Annotated in this window: 2 protein-coding genes; both read left to right on the top strand. The window is 28.5% G+C overall.

The genetic code is table 11. The annotated features are described in order from the left end of the window. Positions 1 to 152: 152 nt before the first annotated feature. On the top strand, positions 153 to 1,595 hold the full coding sequence (locus GBZ86_RS15290) for a catalase (RefSeq protein ID WP_327445286.1): 1,443 nt from the start codon (positions 153 to 155) through the stop codon (positions 1,593 to 1,595). A 325-nt stretch (positions 1,596 to 1,920) separates the two neighbouring features. Continuing rightward, positions 1,921 to 2,105, top strand: a 185-nt coding sequence (locus GBZ86_RS15285; protein ID WP_152892085.1) for a hypothetical protein, incomplete at its 3' end; no start/stop codon positions are given.

Raw genomic sequence — 2,105 nt, 5'->3', positions numbered from 1 at the left:
AACCTCGACTTCGTATACATTTATTTGAATTTATTGAAATAAATAACTTGCATAACCACTTACATAAAAGTATCATAATTATATGATAATTACTATTAATTAATAAAATAAATTTGTAATTACAAATATAAAAATATTAAGGAGTGATATACATGGATGAGACTAAGATGAAAAATTCAACATTAACTACTAATGGGGGTGTACCAGTAGAAGATGATGGTAATTCTTTAACAGTTGGTCCTAATGGTCCTGTATTATTAGATGATATTCAATTAATAGAAAAATTAGCTCATTTTGATAGAGAAAGAATACCAGAAAGGGTTGTGCATGCCAAAGGGGCTGGAGCTTATGGAAATTTTGAAGTTAAAAACAGTATGAAAAAATACACAAAAGCAAAAGTTTTTGATACAGTAGGAAAAATAACTCCTGTGTTTGCTAGATTTTCAGAGGTTGTTGGTTCAAAAGGTTCAGCTGATACAGCTAGAGATCCTAGAGGATTTGCAGTTAAATTTTATAGTGAAGATGGTAACTATGATATAGCTGGAAATGATATTCCTGTATTCTTTATAAGAGATGCTATTAAGTTTCCAGATATGGTCCACTCATTTAAAGCTTCACCAGATAGTAATACCCCAGATTTAAATAGATTTTGGGATTTCATATCTTCTAATCCAGAATCAACTCATATGATAACATGGTTATATTCAGATATGGGAACTGTAAAAAGCTACAGAACTATGCGTGGTTCTAGTGTAAACACATATGTATGGGTTAATGATGAAGGTCATAGAGTTTTAATTAAATATCATTGGAAACCATTATTAGGTGAACATTATGTTGATAGACATGAAGCTGCAAGATTAGCGGGAACTGATCCAGATGTAGCCGTTAATGATTTATTTAACACATTAGCTAAAGGAGAAACTGTTAAATATGATTTATATGTTCAAATGATGGAATATGACCAAGTTGATGGCTTAGATTTTAATCCAGAAGATGCAACAAAAACATGGCCAGAAGATAAGTTTCCATTAACTATGATAGGTACTATGACATTAGACAAGAACCCAACTAATTACTTCTTAGAAACAGAACAAGCAGCATTCTGTCCAGCTAATATAGTACCAGGAGTAGAAATTTCTAATGATAAATTACTTCAAGGTAGAGTATTCTCTTATCATGATACACAAAGACATAGATTAGGACCTAACTTTACACAAATACCAATAAATATGCCTAAAGTACAGGTAAACAACAATCAACAGGATGGTTCTATGAGAATGGAAGCAAAAGAAGGACATATAAACTATAATCAAAGTCCAAGCTTTGGAGTAAGCGCTAATACTAGTAGTACAATGGGACAATATGTTCAAGGTAATGTTCAAAAACATGTTATTACTAAAACTGATGACTTTGCTCAAGCTGGTGAAAGATATAGAGCAATGAGTACTATGGAAAAAGATCATTTAATTGATAATATAGTTTCAGATATGGTAAATGTTAAAGAAGAAATACAAAGAAAAGCTATTGAAAACTTCACTAAAGCAGATAAAGAATTTGGACAAAGAGTAAAAGATGGCTTAGGTCTTAAATAACAATTAAATGAAAGCTATGAATTTATTTTATATATGAATTTATAGCTTTCATTTATTTTTTTATATACCTTATTATAGTTAATAAAGTTCCTTTTACTATAATATAATAATATAAAAATTAGGTAGGAGGAATGTTTATTGGAGCTTTATTCATTGGGCAATTTAGGTATTGTTGTAATTGGACTTATTATATTTTTAGCTGCTTTATCATCTGTAATATATTTATTAGTTAAAACTTTAAGTAAATAAATGTTTATATTCTTTAAAGTAGGCTAAAACAAGTACATTTATAGTTATATAAAAATTAAAATATTAAGGTGGATTTATGAGTGAAAAATTTTTTTTAGGGTATATTACTGCAATATTAGGGGCAGCAATATTCTCATTAGAATTAATTAGTTTACAATTATTAAAAGCTATTGATAAAAGTACTTATAGATGGTATGAATCTATAAAAGAACCCCCTATTTTTATTGCATTTTTTATTACAATTTTCATTATATTTTTAGG

This window comes from Clostridium tarantellae, assembly GCF_009295725.1.
In the GTDB taxonomy this organism is placed as follows: Bacteria; Bacillota; Clostridia; order Clostridiales; family Clostridiaceae; genus Sarcina; species Sarcina tarantellae.
Note: the sequence above shows the minus strand (reverse complement) of the source record. Positions and strands in the feature narration are given on the sequence as shown.

Bases quoted from the DNA above. Each gene is read 5' to 3' on its own strand.
- GBZ86_RS15290 (WP_327445286.1), top strand. From the start codon at position 153: ATGGATGAGACTAAGATGAAAAATTCAACATTAACTACTAATGGGGGT.